The following is a 25115-nucleotide window of genomic DNA, read 5'->3' on the forward strand; positions in this document are numbered from 1 at the left end:
ATCGACCACGAAAGCCGCAGCCGCGCAAGCGGCCACCTCCGGCCCGGCACATGCCTGCGGCAATTGATGCGAATGTGACGGATCTGCGGCGGTGCAGCGGAATTTTCCCGGCACCAAGGGCAGGAAGAGGCTGGCCTGTGCGTCGCAATCGGGGTACAGTTTCCTCAATAAATCCCGAAAAAGGGATATTTTTGAGGCAAAACGCGCCCTTGCAGCTGTATTTGCACCTGCGGGGCCGAACCAAGGCAGTGAACCCATGACTGAGATGGTCTATGGCGCGCTTCCCGCGCAAGAGGGGGAGCCGATCCTCCCGAAATGGTGGCGGACGCTGGACAAGTGGACGATGACCTTTGTCATCACCCTGTTCATCATCGGGTTGCTGCTGGGGCTGGCCGCCTCGGTGCCGCTGGCGGCGCGCAACGGGTTCGACAATTTCCACTATGTGCAACGGCAGGCCTTTTTTGGCTGCACGGCGCTGGTGGCGATGGTGCTGACCTCGATGATGTCGCCGACGCTGGTGCGACGGCTGGCGGTGATCGGCTTTGCCTGCGCGTTTGTGGCGCTGGCGCTGCTGCCGATCTTTGGCACCGACTTTGGCAAGGGGGCGGTGCGCTGGTACAGCCTCGGCTTTGCCTCGCTGCAACCGTCGGAATTCCTGAAGCCCGGCTTCATCGTGCTGGCGGCCTGGATGATCGCGGCCAGCCAGCAGATCTATGGCCCGCCGGGGACGCTGTTGTCCTTTGGCCTGTGTCTGTCGGTGGTGATGTTGCTGGTGATGCAGCCGGATTTCGGGCAGGCTTGTCTGATCCTGTTTGGCTGGGGCGTGATGTATTTCGTCGCCGGGGCGCCGATGCTGCTCTTGGTGGGCATGGCGGGCGTGGTGATCTTTGGCGGTGTGGTTGCCTATTCCAACTCGGAACATTTTGCCCGCCGCATCGATGGCTTTCTGAGCCCGGACCTCGACCCGACCACGCAGCTTGGCTATGCCACCAACGCGATCCGTGAGGGTGGTCTGTTTGGTGTCGGTGTCGGCGAGGGGCAGGTGAAATGGTCGCTGCCGGATGCGCATACCGATTTCATCATTGCCGTCGCGGCGGAGGAATACGGGCTGGTGCTCGTCTCCATCATCATCTTCCTCTATGCGATGATCGTTGTGCGCTCCCTGTTTCGCCTGATGCGCGAGCGGGATACATTCATCCGCCTCGCCGGGGCGGGTCTGGCCTGCACATTCGGCGTTCAGGCGATGATCAACATGGGCGTTGCGGTGCGTCTTCTGCCCGCGAAAGGCATGACTTTGCCGTTCGTGAGCTATGGCGGCTCCTCCCTGATTGCAGGCGGCATCGCAATGGGTATGCTCCTGGCCTTCACCCGGTCCCGACCTCAGGGCGAAATCGCGGACGCCTTGCGCGGACGTGGGCGCGGATAAGAGAGGTGGGCCGGTCAACGGATAAGAACGCGAAGGCAGGCACGAGATGACACAGAAACTGCTCCTGATGGCGGCGGGCGGCACCGGGGGGCATATGTTCCCCGCACAGGCCCTGGCAGAGGCGATGCTGCGCAAGGGCTGGCGGGTGAAGCTCTCCACCGATGCGCGTGGTGCGCGCTATACCGGCGGCTTTCCCCATTCGACCGAGATCACCGAAGTTTCTTCGGCCACATTTGCGCGTGGCGGGCTGCTGGCAAAGGCCATGGTCGCGCCCCGGATCGCGGCGGGCGTGGCGGCGATGGCGCTGGAGATGCGGCGTGAGCGACCCGATGCGGTGATCGGCTTTGGCGGTTACCCGTCGATCCCGGCGCTGGGGGCGGCGACGCTGTTGGGGCTGCCGCGCATGATCCACGAACAAAACGGCGTGCTGGGCAAGGTGAACCAGAAATTCGCCACCCGGGTGGCGCAGGTCGCTTGCGGCGTCTGGCCCACGGAGCTGCCGGAGGGCGCGCAGGGCGTGCATGTCGGAAATCCGGTGCGCGGCGCGGTGCTGGAGCGTCAGGGTGCGCCTTATATTCCGCCCGGTGATTATCCGATGTCGCTCTTGGTGATCGGCGGTAGTCAGGGCGCGCGCATCCTATCGGATGTGGTGCCCGGCGCGATCGCCGCGCTGCCGGATGAGGTGCGCCGCCATTTGCGCGTCAGCCATCAGGCCCGCGACGAGGATCAGGCGCGTGTTGCGCAGTTTTACGCCGATGCGGGGATTGATGCCGAGGTGCAGCCGTTCTTTACCGATGTGCCTGCGCGCATTTCCGAGGCGCAGCTGGTGATTTCGCGCTCCGGTGCGTCCTCCATCGCCGATATTTCCGTCATTGGACGGCCCTCGATCCTGATCCCGCTGGCCACAGCCGCTGGCGATCACCAGACCGCCAATGCCCGCGGGCTGGTCGAGGCCGGGGCGGCGATCCGCATCCCGGAGAGTGCCCTTGACACCGCATCGCTCGCAGAGCAAATCGCCGCAGTCCTGACCAATGCCCAAGGCGCCACCCAGATGGCGAATGCCGCATTGAGCACAGGTATCCCCGATGCCACGGATCGTCTGGTGGCGTGTGTTGAACAATTGTCCGAGGAAGCTGCCCCATGACCCCTGCCACCAAACTGCCCGGCGACGTTGGCCCGATCCATTTTGTCGGCATCGGTGGCATCGGCATGTCCGGCATCGCCGAAGTGCTCTTGAACCTCGGCTATGTGGTGCAGGGCTCGGATCTGAAATCCTCCAAGATCACCCAGCGGCTGGAGACCCTCGGGGCCACCGTGTTTGAGGGCCAGCGGGCCGAGAACCTGGAAAACGCCGAAGTGGTGGTGATCTCCTCCGCGATCAAACCCGGCAATGCCGAACTGGATGAGGCGCGCGCGCGCGGCCTGCCGGTGGTGCGCCGGGCCGAGATGTTGGCCGAGCTGATGCGGCTCAAGTCCAACATCGCCATCGGCGGCACCCACGGCAAGACCACCACCACCACCATGATGGCCGAGCTGATGGTCGCGGGCGGTTTTGATCCTACCGTGGTCAACGGCGGCATCATCCACGCCTATGGATCGAACGCGCGGATGGGGCAGGGCGAATGGATGGTGGTCGAGGCCGACGAGAGCGACGGCACCTTCAACCGGCTGCCCGCCACCATCGCCGTGGTGACCAATATCGACCCCGAGCATATGGAACACTGGGGCGACTTTGACCGGCTGCGCGATGGGTTTTACGAGTTTGTCTCCAACATCCCCTTTTACGGTCTTGCGGTCTGCTGCACCGACCACGCCGAGGTACAGGCGCTGGTGGGGCGGATTTCCGACCGCCGCGTGGTGACCTATGGCTTTAACGCGCAAGCGGACGTGCGGGCGGTGAATCTGACGTACAAAGGCGGCGTGGCGCATTTCGACATCCTGCTGCAGGCCGAAGGACAAAAGATCGAAGGCTGCACGCTGCCGATGCCGGGCGACCATAACGTCTCCAACGCGCTGTCGGCTGTGGCGGTGTGTCGTCACCTCGGCATGAAACGCGACGAGATCCGCACGGCGCTGGCGGCCTTTGGCGGTGTGAACCGGCGCTTTACCAAAGTGGGCGAAGTCGACGGCGTCACCATCATCGACGACTACGGCCACCACCCGGTGGAGATTGCCGCGGTGCTGAAGGCCGCGCGTCAGGCGATCGGAACTGAGGGCGACGGTCGGGTCATCGCGGTGCATCAGCCCCACCGCTATTCGCGCCTGTCGAGCCTGTTCGACGATTTCTGCGCCTGTTTCAACGACGCCGATGTGGTCGCCATTGCCGAGGTCTTTGCCGCCGGCGAAGACCCCATTGAGGGCGCCAGCCGCGATGATCTGGTGGCGGGGCTGATCCGCCACGGCCACCGCCATGCCCGCGCGATCCTCAACGAGGACGACCTGCTGCGTCTGGTGCGCGAACAGACCCGCCCCGGCGACATGGTGGTCTGCCTCGGGGCCGGTACCATTTCCGCCTGGGCCAACGGCCTGCCCGAAAGGCTGCAGGGGTGAGGGCGCGCGCACTCCGGCCCGCGATGGCAGGGGAGGGGACAGGGATGCTGTCCGCCTTGCGCCTTGCCGATGGGGGCCGGGGGGCTGGCGACGGCGCGGCAGGGGGTGACCCGGGTGGCACCCGCGACATCTCAATGGCGGGAGGGGCGCGCCCATGAACACCTCCCTGATCCTCGCGTGCCTCTGGGTGGTGCTGGCGAATGTGCTGGCAATGCTGCCGTCAAAGGACAACCACTGGTCCCGGGCCTATGTGCTGATTGCCCTCGGCATCCCGATCCTCGGCTATGTGACCCTGGAAAACGGCCCCTGGTGGGGGCTGGCGATGCTGGTTGCGGGCATGTCGATCCTGCGCTGGCCGGTGATCCATCTGGTGCGCTGGCTGCGGAGCGTGCGGCGCGGCTAGGCGCTCGGCAAGAAATGCGTGATCGACGGGTGGCGCGGGCGCGGGGGTTTTCCTTGGCACGCGCATGGCCTAAACCCGCCTTGAAACCAGAGACGAGCCATCATGACCGATCTTCCTGCCGTGCGCGGGCGGCTGACGCCGAACCGTGACCTTTCAGACCTGACCTGGCTGCGCGTGGGCGGGCCGGCGGATTACCTGTTTCAGCCTGCGGATCTGGAAGATTTGCAGAGCTTCCTGCGGGATCTGCCCGCCGAAGTGACGGTGTTCCCGATGGGCGTGGGGTCGAACCTGATCGTGCGCGATGGCGGTTTGCGGGCGGTGGTGATCCGGCTCGGGCGGGGCTTTAACGGCATTGACGTGGACGGCGATACCGTGACTGCGGGGGCCGCGGCGCTGGACAGCCATGTGGCGCGCAAATCGGCGGAGGCGGGCGTCGATCTGACCTTCTTGCGGACCATCCCCGGCAGCATCGGCGGCGCGGTGCGGATGAACGCGGGCTGCTATGGCGCCTATGTGGCGGATGTCTTTGTCTCGGCGCAGGTGGTGCTGCGCGATGGCAGCCTGACCACGCTGACCGCCGAGGACCTGCAATTCCGGTATCGCCAGACCGAGCTGCCCGCGGGCGCGGTGCTGGTCTCTGCCACCCTGCGCGGCCCGGCGGGCGACCCCGGGGCGCTGGCCGACCGCATGCAGGCGCAGCTGCAAAAGCGCGATGAAAGCCAGCCCACCAAAGAGCGTTCGGCAGGCTCGACCTTCCGCAACCCGGCCGGGTTTTCCTCTACCGGCAGGGCCGATGACGTGATGGATCTGAAGGCCTGGAAGGTGATCGACAACGCCGGAATGCGCGGGGCGACCCTTGGCGGGGCGCAGATGAGCGAGAAACATTCCAATTTCATGATTAACGCGGGTGGCGCAACCGCCGCAGATCTTGAAGGTCTTGGCGAAAATGTGCGAAAAAAGGTTTACGCGGACTCCGGCATTTGGCTAGAGTGGGAAATCATGCGTGTTGGCGATCCTGAGCGGTCGTGATCCTAGAAAACCCAGTGAATTCATACGATTGCCCCAGTCTGGCGACATGCTGGTCGAGGGCGGGTGGTTCAGGTGTCACGGCGGGCGTCGGCTGCGGCTGGCAATCTTGGTTAATCAAGCCGTAAGGTTTTGGTCATATCCTGATTGCCGCGGGCATCGTCCTGGACCACAGGCATGCGTGACATGCTGGCGATGGGGAACAGGCCCCCGCTGCCGGAATGCGGATTTGCTATGCGGAAGCCGGAAAACCGGCCCTGCAAGAATGATAAAATGGGCGCAAACGCCCGGGTATAATTGAGGCAGTGATCGTGGGTGGAGCGAGCGGAACACTCCCGAAGGTTGCGATGTTGATGGGTGGCCCCTCTGCCGAGCGCGAGGTGTCACTGTCGACGGGGCGTGAATGCGCCCGCGCGCTGAGGGGCGAAGGCTATGAGGTGGTCGAGGTCGATGCGGGCCCGGACCTCGTGGCGCAACTCAAGGACATCAAGCCGGATGTGGTATTCAACGCGCTGCATGGCCGTTGGGGCGAGGATGGCTGCGTGCAGGGCATCCTGGAATGGCTGCGCATCCCCTATACGCACTCCGGCGTGCTGGCCTCGGCGCTGGCGATGGACAAGGAGCGCTCCAAAGCGGCCTATCGCACCGCGGGCCTGCCGGTGGTGGACAGCGTGATTGCCGCCAAGGCCGATGTCATGGCCGCGCATGTGATGGCGCCGCCCTATGTGGTCAAACCCAACAACGAAGGCTCCTCGGTCGGGATCTATATCGTCTGGGAGGCGGCCAACAGCCCGCCGCAGCTGTCGCAGGACATGCCCGCCGAAGTGATGGTGGAGACCTATGCGCCGGGCCGGGAGCTGACCGTGACGGTGATGGGAGAGCGGGCGCTGTGCGTGACCGACATCCTCACCGATGGCTGGTATGATTACGAGGCGAAATATGCCGATGGTGGCTCGCGGCATGTGCTGCCGGCGGAGCTGCCCGAGGAGATCACGCAGCTCTGTCTGGACTATGCGGTGCGCGCCCATCAGGTGCTGGGATGCCGGGGCGTGTCGCGCACGGATTTCCGCTGGGATGAGGCGCGCGGCGCGGCAGGGCTGGTGCTGCTGGAGACCAACACCCAGCCCGGCATGACGCCGACCTCTCTGACGCCGGAACAGGCGGAGCATTGCGGCCTGTCCTTTGGTGCCTTCTGTGCCTGGCTGGTGGAGGATGCCTCATGCGAGCGCTGACCGGGGCGAAACGCAGGAAGCAGGCTGCCGAGGGCAAGGCTGATCCGGCGCCCTCGCGTCTGAAGTATCGCATTCAGCGCTGGATGCTGACCCCCGGCATTCGCACGGGGCTGCGGCTGGGCGTGCCGACCTGCCTGCTGGCGGCGGCGATCGGCGGCTACCTGGCGGATGAGGCGCGGCGGGACCATCTCATGGGGCTTTATGCCGAGGCGCGGGCGTCCTTCGAGACCCGGCCGGAATTCATGGTCAACGTGATGGCGATCGACGGGGCGGGGGACAGTGTCGCCACCGACATTCGCGAGGTGACGGCGCTGGATCTGCCGCTCAGTTCCTTTGACCTTGATCTGGCGGCGATCCGCGAGTTGATCGTGGGGCTTGATCCGGTGAAAACGGCGGCGGTGCGCATTCGTCCCGGCGGCATTCTGCAAGTCGATGTGGTGGAGCGTCAGCCCGCCATCGTCTGGCGCAGCCGCGACGGGCTGGCGCTGCTGGATGACACCGGCGCCTTTGTCGCGGAACTGGGTCAGCGCAGCCTGCATCCGGACCTGCCGCTGATTGCGGGGCGGGGCGCGGACAAACGCGCCGCCGAGGCGCTGCGGCTGTTTGCGGCGGCGCGTCCGTTGGGCGAACGGCTGCGCGGCCTTGTGCGCATCGGCGAGCGGCGCTGGGACGTGGTGCTGGATCGCGGTCAGCGCATCCAGTTGCCGGTCGAGCGTCCGGTGGCGGCGCTGGAGCGGGTGATCGCCGTCAGCGAAGTCAAAGACCTTTTGGAACGGGATGTGGCGGTGGTCGATCTGCGCCTGCCGACCCGCCTGACCGTGCGGATGAATGCACCGGCCGTCGAGGACTGGTGGCGCATCCGCCAATTGAACGAGAGCTCCTATTGATATGACAGACCTGTATCAATCCCAACGTGCGATGCGGCAGATGCGCCGCCAGGCTATGCAACGCGGTGTGGTGGCCATTCTGGATGTGGGCAGTTCCAAGATCTCCTGTCTGGTGCTGCGGTTCGACGGCATCGGGCGGCTGAGCGAGGACAATTCCATCGGTTCGCTGGCGGGGCAGTCGGGGTTCCGCGTCATCGGCGCGGCAACCACGCGCTCGCGCGGGGTGCAGTTCGGCGAGATTTCCGCCATGCAGGAAACCGAGCGTGCTATCCGCACCGCCGTTCAGGCGGCGCAGAAGATGGCCGAGGTTCGGGTCGACCATGTGATCGCCTGTTTCTCTGGCGCGCTGCCGCGCTCTTATGGGCTGGACGCCACGGTCGAACTGGAAGGGCAGGAAGTCACCGAAAATGAAATCGCCCGCGTGCTGGCCGCCTGCGAGGTGCCGGAGTACGGCGCGGGGCGCGAGGTGCTGCACGCCCAGCCGGTGAATTTCGCACTCGACAATCGTTCCGGTCTTGAGGATCCCCGCGGCCAGATGGGGCAGGCGCTGTCGGTGGACATGCATATGCTGACGGTCGAGGCTACAGCGATCCAGAACCTGGTGCGCTGCGTGCAGCGTTGTGATCTGGAACTGGCAGGGATTGCGTCCTCGGCCTATGTGTCGGGCATTTCCGCCCTTGTTGAGGACGAGCAGGAGCTGGGCGCGGCCTGTATCGACATGGGGGGCGGAACCACCTCGGTGTCGATCTTCATGAAGAAACACATGATCTATGCCGATGCGGTGCGCATGGGCGGCGATCACATCACCAGCGACATTTCCATGGGGCTTGGGGTGCCGACCGCCACCGCCGAGCGCATCAAGACCATGTCCGGCGGCGTGCATGCCACCGGGGCGGATGACCGGGACATGATCGACATCGGCGGCGAGACCGGCGACTGGGAGCGGGACCGCCGCACGGTCAGCCGGGCGGAGCTGATCGGGATCATGCGCCCCCGGGTCGAGGAGATCCTGGAGGAGGTGCGCGTCCGGCTGGATGCGGCCGGGTTCGACCATCTGCCGAGCCAGCAAATCGTTCTGACCGGTGGCTCCAGCCAGATCCTCGGGCTGGATGGGCTGGCGAGCCGCATCCTGGGCCAGCAGGTGCGTCTGGGCCGCCCGATGCGGGTGCACGGGCTGCCGCAGGCAGTGACCGGGCCGGGCTTTGCCTCGGCGGTGGGGATGTGTCTCTTTGCCGCCCATCCGCAGGATGAATGGTGGGATTTCGACGCGCCGGTGGACCGGATGGCGGGCGGGTCGATGCGCCGCGTCGTGCGTTGGTTCAAGGACAACTGGTAGGATCGCGGCGCTCGGCAGAGGTTTGCCGATTGCCGCCACCGCCGGCGGGGTTATCCACAGGTTTCCCACAGCTTCTCCACATTGCGGGTGACAGCGGCGTCGGGATGCGATAAACAGGCGCCAATACGCTGAAATCAGCGATGCGCGAGGCCGAGCAGGGGTTCGCCAGCACAATTTGACCGATTTGCGCGACATGGCTTGCCATGTGCGGTCTCTGTCCTGTTGTGTGTTCGTGGCTCCTGACCCTCAATATTTCGCCTGAATGGCGAAATCCGGCAAGAATCCCCTCAGTTTGGTCCATATTTTGTGGGGCAATGCGCTTTTGGGGATGACGAGACTCATGCATCGCGATAGGATTGAGGCAGAATAGTGACAATCGACGCCCTTGCGGGAGGGCTAAAACCACAGGCGGAAAGAGCATGACCCTGAACCTTTCGATGCCCGGAGAAGAAGACCTGAAGCCAAAGATCACCGTATTCGGTGTGGGCGGTGCTGGCGGCAATGCCGTGAACAACATGATCGCCAAGCAGCTTGAAGGTGTGGACTTCGTCGTGGCCAATACCGACGCGCAGGCGTTGCAGCAGAACGCGGCACAGAACCGCGTGCAGCTGGGCGTCAAAGTGACCGAAGGCCTGGGCGCCGGCGCGCGCCCCTCGGTCGGATCGGCTGCGGCGGAAGAAAGCATCGAACAGATCGTGGATCATCTGGCGGGCGCGCATATGTGCTTTATCACCGCCGGCATGGGCGGCGGCACCGGCACCGGCGCAGCGCCGATCATCGCGCAGGCCGCGCGTGAGCTGGGCGTGCTGACCGTGGGTGTCGTGACCAAGCCGTTCCAGTTCGAAGGCGCCAAGCGCATGCGTCAGGCCGAGGAGGGTGTCGAAAGCCTCCAGAAGGTCGTCGACACGCTGATCATCATTCCGAACCAGAACCTGTTCCGTCTGGCCAATGAGAAGACCACCTTTACCGAGGCGTTCTCCCTGGCTGATGACGTCCTTTATCAGGGCGTCAAGGGCGTCACCGACCTGATGGTGCGTCCGGGTCTCATCAACCTCGACTTTGCCGACGTACGTGCGGTGATGGACGAGATGGGCAAGGCGATGATGGGCACCGGCGAGGCCGAGGGCGAAGATCGCGCCATCCAGGCCGCCGAGAAGGCCATCGCCAACCCGCTGCTCGACGAAATCAGCCTCAAGGGCGCCAAGGGCGTGCTCATCAATATCACCGGTGCGCATGACCTCACCCTGTTCGAGCTGGACGAGGCCGCCAACCGGATCCGCGAGGAAGTCGACCCGGACGCCAATATCATCGTTGGCTCTACCCTCGACACCGATATGGAAGGCAAGATGCGCGTCTCCGTCGTTGCCACCGGCATCGACGCGAGCGACATGGTGCATGACGTGCCGGTGCCGCGCCGCCCGATGTCCGCGCCGCTGACCAAGACCGTCAGCGTGGAAGAAAGCCGCCGCGCGCCGCTGGAACTGACCGAGCCGGTTGAGACCGCCCCCGCTGCGACACCAGCCGCGACCCCGGCTGCACAGCCCGCAGCCGCAGAAGCGCCCGCCGGACAGGAACCCTCGCTGTTTTCCGAGTTCGACCGCGAACAGGCAAATACGGCACAGGCCTCCGACGAGCTGTTTGAAGACGTGAGCGAAAGCGCCGACGCCAATGACGGCCTGCCGCCGCCGGCCTACCAGCCGCAACCGCAACCGGCGCAGCCCGCACCGCAGGCGCAGGCACAACAGCCCGCGCCGCAACCGCAGCCTCAGCCGCAACAGCGTCCTGCTGCCGCGCCGGAAGAAGCCTTTGTTGCGCCGCGTGCACCTGCGCCCGGAACACCGTCGCAGGACGCCATCGTGCGTCTGCGTGAGGCCGCGCAGCGTCACCAGGGAGCGCAGAAGGCACCGCAACAGCATGGCGCCCAACCGGCGGCAGCACCGCAGGCGCAGCAGCAACAGCCGCAGCGCCGCACCGCCGATGCGCAGGAGCAGCGCCGCTTTGGTCTCAACTCGCTGATCAACCGCATGACGGGGCATCCGCAGGAAACCACGCAGAACCGCCCGCAGGCCGCGCAGCGGGTGCAGCCGAGTGTCCAGAACACCCAGCCGCAGCAGGCGGAGCAGCCCTATGACGAGGATCAGGAGCGCATCGAAATCCCCGCGTTCCTGCGTCGCCAGGCCAACTAATTGCTCACAATACACCTTAAAAGAGCCGCCGTTTGGCGGCTCTTTTTCGTTTTGAAACAGCGTATTAGCCTGTCCTGAGCGGCCTTCTGCCGAGTTGTTTTTTCGATGTTACATTCGGTTGCAAAGATTGAATTGTGAGGCGGAAGCAGAGCCCTTAGGTGTACCCTCGACGCGGTCCTTGAGGCCGCAGGCAACCCAAGAGGCACGTTGTGCAAAACACGCTCAAAGCAGCAGTCACCTTTGATGGGATTGGTTTGCATTCCGGCGAACCGGCCAGGATGATCGTGCATCCTGCCGGGGCAGGGCATGGCATCACCTTCAAACGGACTGACATCGCATTGGGCGACACCACCATCCCGGCGCGCTGGGACATGGTGGAGCGGACCGCGCTGTGCACCCGGCTGGTGAACCGCGCTGGCGTGTCTGTCTCCACGGTGGAGCACATCATGGCGGCGCTGGCTGGCTGTGGCGTCCACAACGCCCGGGTTGAGCTGGACGGGCCGGAAGTGCCGATCATGGACGGGTCCTCGGCGCAGTTCGTGCGCGAGATCATGGCCACCGGTATCCATCGCCTTGGCGTTGCGGTACAGGCCTGGGAAGTGCTGAAACCGGTGATGGTGGAAACCCGCGAGGCGCGGGCGACCCTGCTGCCATGCGACCGGCTGAAAATCTCCTTTGACATCGAGTTCGCCGAAGAAGGCATCGGCCATCAGAGCCGCGAGCTGGATCTGCGCAACGGCACGTTTGCCCGCGAACTCTGCGACAGCCGCACCTTCTGCCGCCGCGCCGATGTGGAGGCGATGCAGGCCAACGGTTTGGCCCTGGGCGGTCTGCCGGGCGAAAACGCGGTGGTGTTTGACGGCCCCGTCGTGCATGCGGGCTCCGGCCTGCGGCACTCGGACGAGCCGGTGCGCCACAAGATGCTGGACGCGCTGGGGGATCTGGCGCTGGCCGGGCTGCCGATCTTTGGCCACTACGTGGGCGAAAAGGCGGGCCATTCGCTGACCAACACGCTGCTGCGGGCGCTGTTTGCAGAGCCGGGTGCGGTGCGCCTGGTCACCTGTGACCCGATCATGACCGCCCGCCTGCCGGGGCAGGGGCTGGTGTGGTCCGAAATTCCCGCCCAGGTGCGCCGCGTCGCCTGAGACGGGGCGGGGCCCCGCAGACGTGACACATGTGATCCCGGCTGGCGCTGCGCCAGCCGTTTTTCGTTTCGGCCGCCGGCATTTCCTGTCCCGGGGCGCCGGGGCGTGGAATTCCCCGGTGGCGGATCGCATCGGCACGGCTTGCAGCCTTGACCCTCACCGGCTTTCTCTGCCAATTGAACGGGAGCAGTGTGAAAGGCGTTTTGCACATCATATGAATGTGCTAGACCGTGGCGGTGCCGGGGCCGAATGTTCCGCAATCCGCCTCCGCACAGACAAAGAGGACACCCCGCGCGGGGGTCAACGAGACGGTGAAGTGAGGCAGGAATGATCGGCATCAGGGCAGCAGCCAAAGGGATCGGAGCGGTCGCACTGATGGCGACTCTCGCCGCATGTGGTGGCGCGGATGGCGACGCACGGCAGGCCTCGCAGAACCTGGAGGTGTTCTCTCCGGCCCAGATCTACGAGCGCGGCGAATTCGAGCTGGCCCGCGAACGGGAAGAGGACGCGGCCTATTTCTTTTCCGAGGTGGAGCGGCTTTACCCCTATTCGGAATGGGCCAAGCAGGCGCTGATCATGCAGGCCTTTACCTATCATCAGGCTAAGGATTACGAGAACAGCCGGTCGGCGGCGCAGCGCTATATCGACTTCTACCCGACGGACGAAGACGCGGCCTATGCGCAGTATCTGCTGGCGCTGAGCTATTATGACCAGATCGACGAGGTGGGCCGCGATCAGGGGCTGACCTTCCAGGCGCTTCAGGCGCTGCGCACGGTGATCGAGGTCTATCCCGACAGCGAATATGCCACATCGGCGATTCTGAAATTCGACCTCGCCTTTGACCATCTGGCGGGCAAGGAAATGGAGATCGGGCGCTATTACCTGAAGGGGCAGCACTACAGCGCGGCGATCAACCGGTTCCGCGTGGTGGTGGAGGATTTCCAGACCACATCGCACACGCCCGAAGCGCTGCACCGTCTGGTGGAGGCCTATCTGTCGCTGGGCCTGACCGAAGAGGCGCAGTCCGCCGGCGCGATTCTCGGCCACAATTTCCGCTCGACGGAGTGGTACGAAGACAGTTTCCGGCTGCTGACCTCGCAGGGGCTGAAGCCAAAGGATCGCGGCAACAACTGGTTGGCCAAAATCTATCGTCAGTCGATCAAGGGCGAATGGCTCTGATCGGTATCGGTTTCGCGCACTCGGGTCCCCAGGGCGGGTCCGCCGGATCGGGGTGCGCTTTTTACGGGGCATCTTGATGCTGCGCGCGCTTGATATTCGCGACCTTCTGATCATCGACCATCTGGAACTGACCTTCCAGCCGGGTCTGAACGTGCTGACCGGGGAAACCGGGGCGGGCAAGTCGATCCTGCTGGATTCGCTCGGCTTTGTGCTGGGCTGGCGGGGCCGTGCCGCACTGGTGCGGCAGGGGGCCGCGCAGGGCGAGGTGGTGGCGGAATTCGATCTGCCCGAGGGCCATGCGGCGCGTGCGGTCCTCGAAGAGGCGGGATTGCCGGTCTCCGACAGCCTGCTGCTGCGCCGGGTCAACACCGCCGATGGCCGCAAGACCGCCTGGGTCAACGACCGGCGCTGCTCGGGCGAGGTGCTGCGGGCGCTGTCGGACACGTTGCTGGAGCTGCACGGCCAGCATGACGACCGGGGGCTTTTGAACCCGCGCGGCCACCGCGCGATGCTGGATGAGTTTGCCGGTGTGGCAGCGCAGGTCGGCGAGGTGCGCAGCGCCTGGGCCACCGTGGCGCAGGCCCGCAAACAGGTTGAGGACACGCGGGAAGCCCTGGACGCGGTGCGCGCCGAGGAGGAATTCCTGCGTCATGCGGTGGCGGAGCTGGACCAGCTCAGCCCCGAACCCGGCGAGGACGAGAGCCTGGACGAACAGCGCCGCCGGATGCAGGCCGCCGAACGCATTCGTGGCGATATTGCCCGCGCCCACAGCCTGCTGTCCGAAGGGGCAGAGGGGGCCATGGGCGAGGCGCAGCGCTGGCTGGAGGCGGTCGCCGGGGATGCGGGCGAGGCGCTGGAGCCGCCGCTGGCCGCCCTGAGCCGGGCCATGATCGAACTGGGCGAGGCGCAGGACGGGGTTGAGCGCTTCCTTGAGGGGTTGGAGTTCAATCCCGGCGATCTGGAGGATTGCGAGGAGCGCCTGTTTGCGATCCGGGCCATGGCGCGCAAGCACAACGTGCAGCCGGACGAGCTGGCCGCCCATGCGGATGTTCTGCGCGAGAAGTTGCAGGCGCTGGATGCCGGCGATCAGAACCTGGCCGATCAGGAACAGGCGCTGAAGGCGGCGGAGCAGGCCTATCAGACGGCGGCGGACCGGCTGTCGGCAAAACGCCGCGACAGCGCCGCCACCCTGGATGCCGCGGTGATGGCGGAGCTGGCGCCGCTCAAGATGGAGCGGGCGGTGTTCGAGACCTGCATCACCCCGGCCGACCCGGGCCCCGAGGGCGTCGATGCGGTGGCCTTTACCGTGGCGACCAATCCCGGCGCCCCGGCGGGACCATTGAACAAGATCGCCTCCGGCGGCGAACTCAGCCGGTTCCTGCTGGCGCTGAAGGTCTGTCTGCGCGGCGAGGATGCTGAAAAGACGCTGATCTTTGACGAGATCGACCGGGGCGTGGGCGGCGCGACGGCGGATGCGGTGGGCCGTCGCCTGAAGGCGCTGGCCGATGGCAGCCAGGTGCTGGTGGTGACCCATTCGCCGCAGGTGGCCGCCCAGGGCGCGCATCACTGGCGGGTGCAGAAATCGGTCGCGGAGGGCGTGACCCTGTCCGAGGTGGTGCCGCTGGATGCGGCCGAGCGGGTCGACGAGATCGCCCGCATGGTCTCCGGGGATCGGATCACGCCGGAGGCGCGCGCCGCCGCACAGGCGCTCTTGACGGTCGAATGACGGTTTACCCCACGGAAAGGTCTCTTCGATATCCCTCTTGGGCACCGCGCGCGTCTGATTTATTACTCAATTGATCGGAGATCCCTGATGGCGCCCCAGCACCGTTCCGCCCTGTCCGCCTATTTCGCCCAGACCCGGGCGAAACTTGCGGATGCGCGGCGGGTGCTGGTGCATCGGGGGCCGAGCCAGATCCAGTTCTGGCTGATCGCGCTGGTGATCGGGGTGCTTGCGGGGTTTGCGGCGCTGTTCTTTCGCAAGGGGATCACGGCGCTTCAGGGTGCGGTCTATGGCGCCGAGGACGTGGATTACCTGCACAGTTTTGCCGCCACATTGCCCTGGTATCTGCTGCTGGCGGTGCCGGTGGCGGGCGGCCTGGTGGTCGGTCTCATCCTGCATCGTTTCACGCCGGACGGGCGGGTGCGCTCGGTCGCCGATGTGATCGAGGGCGCGGCCCTGCGCGACGGGCGGGTGGAAATCCGCGAGGGGCTGGCCTCGGCCTGTGCCTCCTTCCTGACCCTGTCCACCGGCGGCTCCTCCGGGCGGGAGGGGCCGGTGGTGCATATGGCGGGGATGATCTCCACCTGGGTCAGCGAGCGCATCCGCGCCGATGGTGTCACCGGGCGCGACCTGCTGGGCTGCGCGGTGGCGGCGGCGGTGTCGGCGAGCTTCAACGCGCCGATTGCCGGGGCGCTGTTTGCGATGGAGGTGGTGCTGCGGCATTTCTCGGTCAATGCCTTTGCGCCGATTGTGGTGGCCTCGGTGGCGGGCACGGTCATCAACCGGCTGGAATACGGCGATGTGACCGAGTTTGTGCTGACCACCCCCGGCGCGTTGCAATTCTATGTGGAACTGCCCGCCTTTCTGATGCTGGGGCTGATCTGCGGCGTGGTGGCGGTGGTGCTGATGCACTCCATCTTCATGGCGGACCGGATGGGCACCATGCTGCAATCGGCGCTGCATGTGCCGCGCTGGCTGCGCCCGGCGGGGGCGGGGCTGTTGCTCGGCCTGATCGCGATCTGGTTTCCCCATATCATCGGGGTCGGCTACGAGACCACGGTGCTGGCGCTTTCCGGCCAGCTGCTGCTGATGCAGGCGATCCTGTTTGCCATCGTCAAGGTGGCTGCGGTGTCGATCACCATGGGCGGGCGCATGGGCGGCGGCGTGTTCTCGCCCTCGCTGATGGTGGGGGCGCTGACCGGGCTGGCCTTTGGTCTGATTGCCACCGCGGTGCTGCCGGATGTGTCCGGGACCCATACGCTCTATGCTTTTGCGGGCATGGGGGCGGTGGCGGCGGCGGTGCTGGGCGCGCCGATTTCCACAACCCTGATCGTGTTCGAGCTGACCGGCGACTGGCAGATCGGCCTGGCGGTGATGGTGTCGATTTCCATGTCCACGGCGCTCGCCTCGCGGCTGGTGGACCGGTCGTTCTTTCTCACCCAGCTGGAAAAACGCAACCTGCGCTGCGCCGCCGGGCCGCAGTCCTACCTGTTGGCCACCTTGCAGGTGGGCAAGGTGATGCGGCCGCTGTCGGCCTCCGACCCGGAGGGGGCAGAGGCGCTGATGGCGGAGGGGATCGCGATCAGCCCGACCGCGACGCTGGAGGCCGCCTTGCCGATCTTTGACCGGGCGGATGTGGAGTTCCTGCCCGTGGTCGAAGAGGAGGCCCGCGCCGAGGAGACCGGAGAGCCGGCGCTGAGGCTGATCGGGGTGATCCACCACCTGGATGCGCTCAAGGCCTATAACCGCGCGCTGGTGGCGGTTTCTGCCGAAGAACACCGATGAGGCGGTAACGGCGCTGCGGGGCCGCGCGCTCAGCGGCTCAGGGCGCTGCGCAGGGCCTGTTGCGTCGCATCGTGCAGCAGATCGGAGCGTTCGCTCAGCGCCGTCTTGATCGCCATCAGCAACCATTCGAGCCGCGCGGAATTTGCATAACGCCGGTGCCAGACCATGTCGAACTGCATCGGCGCCAGGTCGATCGGGAAGGGCGAGGACGCCAGCACATCCCCCGCGGTGCGGGCGACGCGGGCGGGCAGGCTGGCGATCATGTCGGTGCCGCGCATCAGCCGGATCAGGGCCCACAGGTTGGGCGCGCCAAGCACGATCCGGCGATGGATCGACAGCGCGTCCAACTCGCCTTGCAGCAGGCTCTTGCGGCCCTGGCCGATGGCCACGGTGGCATGCGCGGCGGCGCAGTAGTCATCGACGCTGGAGACGGGGCCGCGGGCCTTCGGATCGTAGAACACCCGCATGTGGTCCTGAAACAGCGGCAGCCGGCTGAGCGTATTGGGGTAGCTGCGCGGCCGCAGGGTCAGCACGACATCCACATGGCGGGAGTCCAGCAGCGGCTCGATCACCCCGCTGGTGCCGAGGTCGCGAAAGATCACGTGTTTCTGCGGCAGGCTCGCGCGCAGCGCCTTGGCAATCGTCTCCATCTCGGTGTCGAGAATGCTGGTGCTGAGCGCGATCACAAAAGGATCGGGATCGGTCACCGGATCATAGATCCCCTGATCGGCGAGCGCTTCGAGATCGACCAGGATGCGGCGCACCTTTGGGGCCAGGGCATCGGCGCGGGCACTGGGCACGATCCCGCGACCGGATTGCACAAACAGAGTATCGCCCAGTAATCCGCGCAGTTTCTCCAGATTATGGCTCACCGTGGATTGGCTGCTGTTGAGCACTTCGGCGGCGCGGCTGACGGATTTCTCATCATAAACTGTGAGGAAAACACGCAATACCCGCCCGCTGATTTGGGAAATATCAATTCGCTGCATAACGCGCCCCACATTTTACTTGATAACAAAGGTTAACCCGGGCAGTTTTATTACCAAAAGATTAACAATAGCAGGCATCGGGTGGAAGATAATAATGCGTGCTTGGGCAGGCGGTCCGCAAGAGATCGCGTCCGCGAGGACAAAGACAGAGCAGGAAAATGAGCGGGCGGCACTGACGGCCCTCATTGACTATGTTGTTGAAACAACATGCAATTCCCATGAGTCTCAGGACCGGGATGGGGCTGATTTCATGCGACGAAGTCTGTGTGAATCGCTGCTGGCCGGCTGAATTAAACGACGGTAAAAATCCCCTACAATTGTAGGGAGTGCCGGCTGCGCTCACGCGCGCCGCAGAAACGCGTCATCCTTTTTCACGACATTTCGGGGACGCAAACAGGCGGAAACTTCGGGAATTTGAAATTTCCGGCGGCCTGCCCGAGAAAAAAACCGGAAACTGTTGCAAAAAAGCCGGGCAGTCCTGCCCGGCTTTGCATTTGAGATCTTGATGTCGGAACACCGCAGCGGCGGGACCGGCTCAGACCTGTTCCACCTTGACGGAGTCCAGCGGCAGAAAGGCCAGATGGCCCTTGATCTGCGCAACTGCGTCCAGCGGGGTTTCATAGCTCCAGACCGCATCGGCGGTGACCGAGGATTTGTTGACGATGGAATAATAGGTGGCATCGCCCTTGTGTGGGCAATGGGTGGTCTTCTCGGTTTTGTCGAGGAAGGCCATGGCGACGTCTTCCCGGGGGAAGTAGATCACCGGGGCCAGATCGCCCTCGCTCAGTTCCAGTGCATTGGACGTCTCGCCCAGAACGGCGCCGCCCGAACGGACAACCCATCTGCCTGTCGCTTTGCGGATCGTGATCTTGCTCATCGGGTTCCCCCTCCTTCTAGCTTTGGTAAGGCTTCTGCCCGGTCAATGTAACAGTCGAGTATCAGAGCGGCGCACAGGCCGCGTCCAACCACTTGGCCGCCGACGCGCTCAGGCGCGGTGCGATCTTGTGATATACCTCTGCGTGATAGCTGTTGAGCCAGTCGCGCTCGCCCGGGGACAGCATCTCGGGCACCACCAGTCGGCGGTCGATGGGCGCAAACGTCAGCGTGCGCCACGACAGCATCTTGCGGTCTGCGTCGCCGGTGTCAAGGGCTGGCGCTGTCTCGACCACCAGGAGATTTTCGATCCGGATGCCAAAGGCGCCCTCGCGGTAGTAGCCGGGTTCGTTGGACAGGATCATGCCCGGCTCCAGCGGCACGGTATTGAGCCGCGACAGCCCCTGTGGCCCCTCGTGCACGCTGAGGAACGCGCCGACGCCATGGCCCAGCCCGTGGTTGAAATCCTGCCCCGCCATCCAGAGGGGCAGGCGGCCGATCGCCTCCAGTTCGCGTCCCGTGCGGCCCTCGGGCCAGCGCAGGCGGGACATGGCGATCATGCCCTGCAGCACGCGGGTGAAGGCCTCGGCCTCGGCGCGGCCCGGGGTGCCGATGGCGATGGTGCGGGTGATGTCGGTGGTGCCGTCGACATACTGCCCACCGCTGTCGAGCACCAGCAGGTGGCCGTCCTGGAGCGTTGCGTTGGTGTCCTCGGTGACCCGGTAGTGGATCACGGCGCCATGGGGGCCGGTGCCGGAGATGGTCTCAAAGCTGATATCGCGCAGGCTGGGATCGGCGGCGCGAAACCCTTCCAGCGTCTTGACCACGTCGATTTCGGTCACGGTGCCCGGCGCCTGGGCATCGAGCCAGGCGAGGGTTTCCGCCACCGCTGCACCGTCGCGTTCATGGGCGGCGGCGCTGCCGGCGATTTCGGCGGCGTTCTTGCGGGCCTTGGGCAGGGCACAGGGATCGCCCGCCGCGACCAGTTGCGGCCCCAGCACCTTGGCCACCGCCTGCGGCAGGCTGCGGATGTCTGCGGCGATCTTGCCATCGAGGCGCGCAACCGCATCGAGGAAGGTTTCAGGGTCGTGGCGGGTGACGCTCGGGTCGAGGCGCAGATCGGTGAGTTTTGCGGCGGCCATGAACAGATCCACGCGTCCGTCTGTGTGCAGGATGGCAAACCCATGGGCGACCGGATTGCGGGGAATGTCGCTGCCGCGCAGGTTCAGAAGCCACATGATGCTGTCTGGCAGGGTGATGACGGCGGCGGCCTGGCCGGCCCTGCTCAGGTCGGCGGCGAGGCGGTTGATCTTGTCGGCTGCGCTTTCGCCCGCGATCTCGTCAGGGTGCGGGACAGCGGGCTGCATCGGCGGGGCGGGTTGATCCTGCCAGATCCGGTCGACCAGGTTGTCCGTCTCCACCAGCGTGATGCCGCTGCCGTCGAGACGGGTGGTCAGATCGCGGATCTCCTGGGCGGCATGCAACCAGGGGTCATAGGCGATGGTGCCGCCCTCGGGCAGATGGTCCAGCAGCCAGTCTCCCAGCGTGATCTCGGGCCAGGGCACGGGGGTGTAGACATCGGCGACCTGCTCTTTCACCTGGGTGCGGTAGCGCCCGTCGATGAAGACCCCGGCGACCTGGCGCAGGGCGGCGCAGAACCCCGCCGATCCGGTAAAGCCGGTCAGCCAGGACAGGCGTTCGTCGTGCGCGGCGACATATTCGCCCTGATGGGCATCGGCGCGGGGGATCAGGAAGCCGTCGTAGCCTTCGGTCTCCAGCTGCGCCCGCAGCGCGGCTAGGCGATCCGGTCCCTGTTCCGGGCGTGCGGTGACATCGAAGGTCTGAAACATCTCTCTCTCCTGATGGCGAGGCCCGGACCCCGGAGGGGCAGAAGGCAGGTGGGTGGGGCATCATCGGTGCTGTCGCGACAGGCGCCGGGTTACGGCGTGCGGTGACCGGGAGTTGTTTTGTTACAGATCACGCCCGCCCAGACAAGCCCATGTGGCGTGATGCCCCGGGAGAGGGGGGCGGAGGGGGAAGCTCCCGCCCGTTGCCCGGCCTCCCTTGCGGGACCCCGGGCGCCCGTTGGGCCGGGCGCCGCGCCTCCCGGGGGGAGGCGCGGCGCGGGTGCGCTACGCCGTTATCGGTGCGTGACGTTTACAGGGGGGCGCTGGAGCCGCGCGCCGTCAGGCGCGCGGCCGGGCCCAAGGCTTTGTCTTGCATCTGTGATGCGGGGCAAAGGGGCGGGAGCCCTGCGCCCGCCGCAGGCGCAATCGGACGGGAGGTCAGCTGACCTTGCGCATCCCCATCACGCGGGCACGGGCGCGTGGATCGCTGTCGAACAGCGCCGCCAGCTGTTCGGTCATGGCGCCGGCCAGCTGCTCCACATCGGTGATGGTCACCGCGCGGTCGTAATAGCGGGTCACGTCATGGCCGATGCCGATCGCCAGCAGCTCCACCTGCTTCTTCTTCTCCACCATCGCGATCACGTCGCGCAGGTGTTTTTCGAGATAATTGGCAGGGTTCACCGAAAGCGTGGAATCATCCACCGGCGCGCCATCGGAGATCACCATCAGGATCTTGCGCGCTTCGGGGCGTCCGACCATGCGGCGGTGCGCCCATTCCAGCGCCTCGCCGTCGATGTTTTCCTTCAGAAGCCCCTCTTTCATCATCAAGCCAAGGTTCGGGCGCACCCGGCGCCAGGGCGCGTCGGCCCCCTTGTAGATGATGTGGCGCAGGTCGTTCAGGCGGCCCGGCAATTGCGGACGCCCGTCGTTCAGCCAGGCCTCGCGCGAGAGCCCGCCCTTCCACGCGCGGGTGGTGAAGCCGAGGATCTCGACCTTGACGTTGCAGCGCTCCAGCGTGCGGGCCAGAACATCGGCGCAGATCGCGGCAATGGAAATCGGTCGGCCCCGCATGGAGCCGGAGTTATCGAGCAGCAGCGTCACCACAGTGTCGCGGAATTCCATGTCCTTTTCGACCTTGAAGGACAGCGGTGTGGTTGGATTGGCCACGACGCGCGCCAGCCGGCCCGCATCCAGCACGCCTTCTTCCTTGTCGAACTCCCAGGAGCGGTTCTGCTGCGCTTGCAGCCGGCGTTGCAGCTTGTTGGCCAGCCGCGAGACCGCGCCCTTGAGCGGCTCCAGCTGCTGGTCGAGATAGGCGCGCAGGCGCTCCAGTTCCGCCGGTTCGGCCAGATCCTCGGCGGCGATTTCCTCGTCATGGGCATCAAGGAACACACGATAGTCCGGATCGGCGTCCGAGACCGGCGGCGGCGCGGGGGGCTCCTGCGGGGCCTCGCCATCGGGCATTTCGGTCTCGTCGGTGATCTCTTCCTCGGCCATGTCGTCGGCAGAGACCTGGGCCTGGCTTTCGTCCTGCTGCTGTTCCTGGGCCTGTTCGGGAGAGGCGTCGGCTTCTTCCTCGTCGCTGTCGTCCTGGCCGGAGCTGTCGGGCTGTTCCTCTTCCTCGGCGGTTTCCTCGGACTCGTCGTTCATCTCGTCATCGAGGTCGTCGGGATCGTCGCCCAACTGATCGCCGTAGCCGAGATCGGAAATCACCCGTCGGGCGAATTTGGCGAAGGCGGCCTGGTCGGCGATGGTCTCGTCGAGGTTCTCCAGCGTTTCACCGGCTTGTGCCTCGATAAAGCCGCGCCACAGTTCCATCACATTGGCGGCGGCCTCCGGCAGTGGGCGGCCGGTGGCGAGGTGGCGGATGAGATAGCCGGCAGAGACCGCGAGCGGCGCTTCGGAGGAGGAGGTGACCTGATCGTAGCCGCGCCGCAGCGCCTCATTCTGGATCTTGACGTCGATATTGGAGGCGGTGCCGGGCATGTCGCGGGCGCCCATCGCCTCGCACCGCGCGCTTTCCATCGCGTCATAAAGCTCGCGCGCCATATCACCCGAAGGCGCATAGCGGCTGGCGACGCCTTCGTCGTGGTACTTGCGGCGCAGGGCAAGTGCGTCGGCGGTGCCGCGGGCGAGCAGTACCTCCTCGCGGGTCATCCGGCGGGAGACCTGCGGCAGGCGCATGGTGTCGCCGCTCATGCCCGAGGGGTCGACCGAGTAGTTCACCGTCAGTTCGGTATCGTCGGCCATGACCTTGGTGGCCTCGGCCAGCGCCTTTTTGAACGGATCTGCGGGGTTATCTGAGGGTTTGGTCATGAACCGGTGCTCCTAGGGCAAGCATTCGTCCTTTGCGCGGCGCTGTCCAGTCATTTGAACAATGACTGGTCCCGCCCCGCCGGGGCGGGGTGCCGAGGCCCCCGTCGAGGGGGCCTCGGCACCGGTCGGACGGCGCAGCCGTCCGACCCCCGCTCCTTAGCCGAGGCTTACGTTTGCAGCACTCTCCGGCAGTTCCTCGTCAAAGCAGCGCTGGTAGAACTCTGCCACCGTCTGGCGCTCCAGTTCATCGCATTTGTTGAGGAAGGACAGGCGGAAGGCATAGCCGATGTCGCGGAAGATCTCGGCGTTTTGCGCCCAGTTGATCACCGTCCGCGGGCTCATCACCGTCGACAGGTCGCCGTTCATGAAGGCGGTTCGGGTCAGATCCGCCACGGTCACCATCTGGGCGATCTGCTTGCGGCCTTTCTCGGTGTTGTAATGCGGCGCCTTGGACAGGACGATGGCGGTTTCCGCATCGTGACGCAGGTAGTTCAGCGTCGCCACCAGCGACCAGCGGTCCATCTGGGCCTGGTTGATCTGCTGGGTGCCGTGATAAAGCCCGGTGGTGTCGCCGAGACCCACGGTATTGGCGGTTGCAAACAGGCGGAAGAACGGGTTCGGCGTGATGATCTCGTTCTGGTCCAGGAGCGTCAGCTTGCCGTCATGTTCCAGCACGCGCTGGATCACGAACATCACGTCGGCGCGGCCCGCGTCATACTCATCGAACACGATCGCCACCGGGTTGCGCAGCGCCCAGGGCAGGATGCCTTCGTGAAACTCGGTGACCTGCTTGCCATCGCGCAGCTTGATCGCGTCCTTGCCGATCAGGTCGATCCGGGAGATGTGGCTGTCGAGGTTGACCCGCACCGAGGGCCAGTTCAGGCGCGCGGCGACCTGTTCGATATGGGTCGATTTGCCGGTGCCGTGGTAGCCCTGGATCATCACGCGGCGGTTGTGGCTGAAACCGGCAAGGATCGCCATCGTGGTGTCGGGATCGAACTTGTAGGTGGGGTCCAGCGCCGGCACGCGTTCGGTGCCGTCGGCGAACCCTTTCACCGTCATGTCGGTGTCGATGCCAAAGACCTCACGCACCGAGATCGTCTCGGTCGGTTTTGCGTTCATATCCAGCAGGCCGTCGGTCATGGGGTCAGTCCTTGTCTTGTCAGTCTCGGGCGCGGGCGATTGGCGTCTGTCAGGTGGCCCGTCGGTCTCTATCGGGATGCGTCTTGCGCGTAATCGCAGGATTGGTGCCTGAAGATGCCCGGGAGGGCAAGGGAAACCGTTGTGTTGATACGCCAAAGCCGCAGTGCGGTGCAGGTAGCGGCAAAACCTGCCGATGCAAGGGCCGCGCGCACATCGGCCCAAACGCAGGACGGCCCCCGGGAGAGGAGGCCGTCTGTGGCGGAGGGTGCGCGGCGGGGTTTGCCGTTGGGCAGGGTCAGAGCGCGGCGCGCAGGCGTTCGAGGCTGCGTTCGTCCACGAAACGCGGCGTCGAGCGCATGTAGTCGGCAAAGGCCTGGCCATAGCCCTTCAGCAGCCAGCGTTCCTCGTTCAGCACAAACAGGAAATAGAGCGCAAACAGCACCACCGCCAGCACCACGGTGATCCAGGACCCGGTGGTGATGCCGAGGCCGACGGTGGCCAGCACGGAGGTCACATATTGCGGGTTGCGGGAGTATTCGTACATACCGCCGGTCACCAGCCCGCCGTTGTCGCAGTAGGTGTTGTCGATCCCGAGGAACCGATAGCCCCAGAGCGTGATGCCAAAGGCCATCACCATGATCGGCAGGCCGACCACGTAGCGCGCCCAGTGGCCCCAGCCGTTCACCCCGATTTCAGTCAGGGCAAACACCACGGTTGCGCCGCAGAACACCCGGAACAGGCCAAAGGCCAGATGGTGACGCCAGCCTTCGGCGGCGGGCCAGAGCCCGAGGTCGGGGCGTTTCAGACTGTAGCCGAGATGGGCGGCCAGGGCCACGGCCGCACCGCAGGCCACGAGGAGAGCAATGTCATGCAAGGTCAGGACGAGGTCGTACAACATGGCGTCTTCGAATCCCTTTCTGAAGATCTGGACTGACACTCCGGGGCGCGCGGCCCCTCGGATCTGGTTGTGCGCCGGGGCGTGCCCGGGTTGACGCATCGCGTAACAACTCAATGTAACAGAAAATCCTGCATTCCCGCATCTGCCTGTGCTCAAGCCGTTTCACGCCTG

Annotated in this window: 19 protein-coding genes; 13 read left to right on the forward strand and 6 right to left on the reverse strand. The window is 65.4% G+C overall.

Translation table 11 applies throughout. From position 1 onward, the window contains the following. Positions 1-256 precede the first annotated feature (256 nt). From ftsW to ACXAF5_RS07235, 13 genes are all read left to right on the forward strand, one after another. Positions 257-1426 (forward strand): putative lipid II flippase FtsW, encoded by a 1170-nt coding sequence (gene ftsW / locus ACXAF5_RS07175; RefSeq protein ID WP_239324083.1) that lies wholly within the window; start codon positions 257-259, stop codon positions 1424-1426. Between the two features lie 46 nt (positions 1427-1472). After that, positions 1473-2570, forward strand: coding sequence for a UDP-N-acetylglucosamine--N-acetylmuramyl-(pentapeptide) pyrophosphoryl-undecaprenol N-acetylglucosamine transferase (locus ACXAF5_RS07180; protein ID WP_474946081.1), 1098 nt, complete (start codon positions 1473-1475; stop codon positions 2568-2570). Next, complete coding sequence (gene murC / locus ACXAF5_RS07185; RefSeq protein WP_474946082.1) at positions 2567-3976, forward strand: UDP-N-acetylmuramate--L-alanine ligase; 1410 nt, start codon at positions 2567-2569, stop codon at positions 3974-3976. The genes ACXAF5_RS07180 and murC overlap by 4 nt, the downstream gene beginning before the upstream one ends. A gap of 154 nt (positions 3977-4130) precedes the next feature. Next, entirely contained in the window at positions 4131-4379 is a 249-nt protein-coding gene (locus tag ACXAF5_RS07190; RefSeq protein ID WP_239324089.1) for a DUF2484 family protein, read from the forward strand. A gap of 102 nt (positions 4380-4481) precedes the next feature. Continuing rightward, positions 4482-5408 (forward strand): UDP-N-acetylmuramate dehydrogenase, encoded by a 927-nt coding sequence (gene murB, locus ACXAF5_RS07195; protein WP_474946083.1) that lies wholly within the window; start codon positions 4482-4484, stop codon positions 5406-5408. Positions 5409-5752: 344 nt separating this feature from the next. Further along, entirely contained in the window at positions 5753-6637 is an 885-nt protein-coding gene (locus ACXAF5_RS07200; protein ID WP_239324145.1) for a D-alanine--D-alanine ligase, read from the forward strand. Then, on the forward strand, positions 6625-7524 hold the full coding sequence (locus ACXAF5_RS07205; RefSeq protein ID WP_239324093.1) for a cell division protein FtsQ/DivIB: 900 nt from the start codon (positions 6625-6627) through the stop codon (positions 7522-7524). Before ACXAF5_RS07200 ends, ACXAF5_RS07205 begins: the two co-directional genes overlap by 13 nt. A 1-nt stretch (position 7525) precedes the next feature. Beyond that, entirely contained in the window at positions 7526-8860 is a 1335-nt protein-coding gene (gene ftsA, locus ACXAF5_RS07210; protein ID WP_474946084.1) for a cell division protein FtsA, read from the forward strand. A gap of 419 nt (positions 8861-9279) precedes the next feature. Beyond that, positions 9280-11046, forward strand: coding sequence for a cell division protein FtsZ (gene ftsZ / locus ACXAF5_RS07215; protein ID WP_239324095.1), 1767 nt, complete (start codon positions 9280-9282; stop codon positions 11044-11046). Between the two features lie 209 nt (positions 11047-11255). After that, on the forward strand, positions 11256-12191 hold the full coding sequence (gene lpxC, locus ACXAF5_RS07220; protein WP_474946085.1) for a UDP-3-O-acyl-N-acetylglucosamine deacetylase: 936 nt from the start codon (positions 11256-11258) through the stop codon (positions 12189-12191). Positions 12192-12518: 327 nt separating this feature from the next. Beyond that, entirely contained in the window at positions 12519-13370 is an 852-nt protein-coding gene (locus ACXAF5_RS07225) for an outer membrane protein assembly factor BamD (RefSeq protein WP_474946086.1), read from the forward strand. A gap of 76 nt (positions 13371-13446) precedes the next feature. Continuing rightward, positions 13447-15096, forward strand: a complete 1650-nt coding sequence (recN, locus tag ACXAF5_RS07230; RefSeq protein WP_474946087.1) for a DNA repair protein RecN — start codon at positions 13447-13449, stop codon at positions 15094-15096. A gap of 87 nt (positions 15097-15183) precedes the next feature. After that, positions 15184-16878, forward strand: coding sequence for a chloride channel protein (locus tag ACXAF5_RS07235; protein ID WP_474946088.1), 1695 nt, complete (start codon positions 15184-15186; stop codon positions 16876-16878). A 29-nt stretch (positions 16879-16907) separates the two neighbouring features. Here ACXAF5_RS07235 and ACXAF5_RS07240 read toward each other — a convergent pair whose 3' ends face one another. From ACXAF5_RS07240 to ACXAF5_RS07265, 6 genes are all read right to left on the reverse strand, one after another. Beyond that, a complete protein-coding gene (locus tag ACXAF5_RS07240; protein WP_474946089.1) occupies positions 16908-17867 on the reverse strand; it encodes a LysR family transcriptional regulator in 960 nt (319 codons plus the stop codon). Between the two features lie 535 nt (positions 17868-18402). Further along, complete coding sequence (locus ACXAF5_RS07245; RefSeq protein ID WP_239324102.1) at positions 18403-18744, reverse strand: DUF427 domain-containing protein; 342 nt, start codon at positions 18742-18744, stop codon at positions 18403-18405. A gap of 61 nt (positions 18745-18805) precedes the next feature. Continuing rightward, positions 18806-20590 (reverse strand): aminopeptidase P family protein, encoded by a 1785-nt coding sequence (locus ACXAF5_RS07250; RefSeq protein WP_474946090.1) that lies wholly within the window; start codon positions 20588-20590, stop codon positions 18806-18808. 435 nt (positions 20591-21025) lie between these two features. Beyond that, positions 21026-22903: a cobaltochelatase subunit CobT gene (gene cobT / locus ACXAF5_RS07255; protein ID WP_474946091.1), complete on the reverse strand. Its 1878-nt coding sequence runs from the start codon at positions 22901-22903 to the stop codon at positions 21026-21028. Positions 22904-23059: 156 nt separating this feature from the next. After that, positions 23060-24046, reverse strand: a complete 987-nt coding sequence (cobS, locus tag ACXAF5_RS07260) for a cobaltochelatase subunit CobS (protein WP_126137404.1) — start codon at positions 24044-24046, stop codon at positions 23060-23062. A 295-nt stretch (positions 24047-24341) separates the two neighbouring features. Continuing rightward, positions 24342-24944: a methyltransferase family protein gene (locus ACXAF5_RS07265; protein WP_474946092.1), complete on the reverse strand. Its 603-nt coding sequence runs from the start codon at positions 24942-24944 to the stop codon at positions 24342-24344. Positions 24945-25115: the final 171 nt, after the last annotated feature.

The organism is Epibacterium sp. ABV4_022 (genome assembly GCF_056159345.1).

Bases quoted from the DNA above. Each gene is read 5' to 3' on its own strand.
- cobT (WP_474946091.1), bottom strand. From the start codon at position 22,903: ATGACCAAACCCTCAGATAACCCCGCAGATCCGTTCAAAAAGGCGCTG.
- ACXAF5_RS07235 (WP_474946088.1), top strand. From the start codon at position 15,184: ATGGCGCCCCAGCACCGTTCCGCCCTGTCCGCCTATTTCGCCCAGACC.
- ACXAF5_RS07200 (WP_239324145.1), top strand. From the start codon at position 5,753: ATGTTGATGGGTGGCCCCTCTGCCGAGCGCGAGGTGTCACTGTCGACG.
- ACXAF5_RS07225 (WP_474946086.1), top strand. From the start codon at position 12,519: ATGATCGGCATCAGGGCAGCAGCCAAAGGGATCGGAGCGGTCGCACTG.
- murB (WP_474946083.1), top strand. From the start codon at position 4,482: ATGACCGATCTTCCTGCCGTGCGCGGGCGGCTGACGCCGAACCGTGAC.
- ftsW (WP_239324083.1), top strand. From the start codon at position 257: ATGACTGAGATGGTCTATGGCGCGCTTCCCGCGCAAGAGGGGGAGCCG.
- ACXAF5_RS07250 (WP_474946090.1), bottom strand. From the start codon at position 20,590: ATGTTTCAGACCTTCGATGTCACCGCACGCCCGGAACAGGGACCGGAT.
- murC (WP_474946082.1), top strand. From the start codon at position 2,567: ATGACCCCTGCCACCAAACTGCCCGGCGACGTTGGCCCGATCCATTTT.
- ACXAF5_RS07245 (WP_239324102.1), bottom strand. From the start codon at position 18,744: ATGAGCAAGATCACGATCCGCAAAGCGACAGGCAGATGGGTTGTCCGT.
- ACXAF5_RS07190 (WP_239324089.1), top strand. From the start codon at position 4,131: ATGAACACCTCCCTGATCCTCGCGTGCCTCTGGGTGGTGCTGGCGAAT.
- ACXAF5_RS07240 (WP_474946089.1), bottom strand. From the start codon at position 17,867: ATGCAGCGAATTGATATTTCCCAAATCAGCGGGCGGGTATTGCGTGTT.
- cobS (WP_126137404.1), bottom strand. From the start codon at position 24,046: ATGACCGACGGCCTGCTGGATATGAACGCAAAACCGACCGAGACGATC.
- recN (WP_474946087.1), top strand. From the start codon at position 13,447: ATGCTGCGCGCGCTTGATATTCGCGACCTTCTGATCATCGACCATCTG.
- ACXAF5_RS07205 (WP_239324093.1), top strand. From the start codon at position 6,625: ATGCGAGCGCTGACCGGGGCGAAACGCAGGAAGCAGGCTGCCGAGGGC.
- ACXAF5_RS07265 (WP_474946092.1), bottom strand. From the start codon at position 24,944: ATGTTGTACGACCTCGTCCTGACCTTGCATGACATTGCTCTCCTCGTG.
- ACXAF5_RS07180 (WP_474946081.1), top strand. From the start codon at position 1,473: ATGACACAGAAACTGCTCCTGATGGCGGCGGGCGGCACCGGGGGGCAT.
- ftsZ (WP_239324095.1), top strand. From the start codon at position 9,280: ATGACCCTGAACCTTTCGATGCCCGGAGAAGAAGACCTGAAGCCAAAG.
- ftsA (WP_474946084.1), top strand. From the start codon at position 7,526: ATGACAGACCTGTATCAATCCCAACGTGCGATGCGGCAGATGCGCCGC.